The 657-nt window shown below is 50.7% G+C and carries 1 protein-coding gene; it reads right to left on the bottom strand.

Translation table 11 applies throughout. The features are described from left to right. Positions 1–163 precede the first annotated feature (163 nt). On the bottom strand, positions 164–657 hold a 494-nt coding region (locus QKY98_RS23605), incomplete at its 5' end, for a HisS family protein (RefSeq protein WP_284671703.1).

Here is a 657-nt window from a genome sequence, read left to right as displayed (position 1 = left end):
ACATGACAACACACATCTGATCGAACTTAGCCACGATCTCATTAAAAAGCGCCGCGCCTAGCGCTCGTTCCGATACGATTCTGTAAATTAGGATGTTGGATAGCCTAGGTCGAGTTCACCCTATATTGTAAGAAAGCGCTCCCTGCCGGAAGCGCCTTAAATATTAAAGGCTCCGAGCTATCTCAGAGGCAAGCACCAGTCGCTCAAGTCCAATACCGAACCCAGCTCCTTCGCGATAAGCTCCGCCGCCGACCACTTGCTGCTGTGTCCCCAACACAGGGCAACGCACCTCGAAACCATTTCCTTCAAGGTAATAGCTCAGGCCGCGCTTCACTGCGAGATCGACTTCATATTTCAGCTTCAAAAGGTCAAGAAAACCAGTGCAAATTGCTTGGCTACGTTGTAATGCCTCCGCAGGGTTGGAACTAAGAACTTCAAGTCCCAGTTGCGTAAATTCGCGATACCGACCGGCTTGAGGCCGCTCATACCGATAACATCGAGCCACGTAGAAGAAAATCGCTTCGTCCCGCAAACCAAGAAGCGCTTTTTTACGCTCCTGAAAAAGCGCGGTTGCTTCTGGGATGAGACAACATGCACGTCCGGCCTTGTCATCGAAGGCCCACATCTGTCCAATAATTTCACTCCCACCGGCTTTTT

The organism is Pseudomonas sp. HR1 (genome assembly GCF_030175875.1).
Classification (GTDB): domain Bacteria; phylum Pseudomonadota; class Gammaproteobacteria; order Pseudomonadales; family Pseudomonadaceae; genus Chryseomonas; species Chryseomonas oryzihabitans.
The sequence above is the reverse complement of the archived record's forward strand: the minus strand, read 5'-3'. Positions and strand labels throughout refer to the sequence as shown.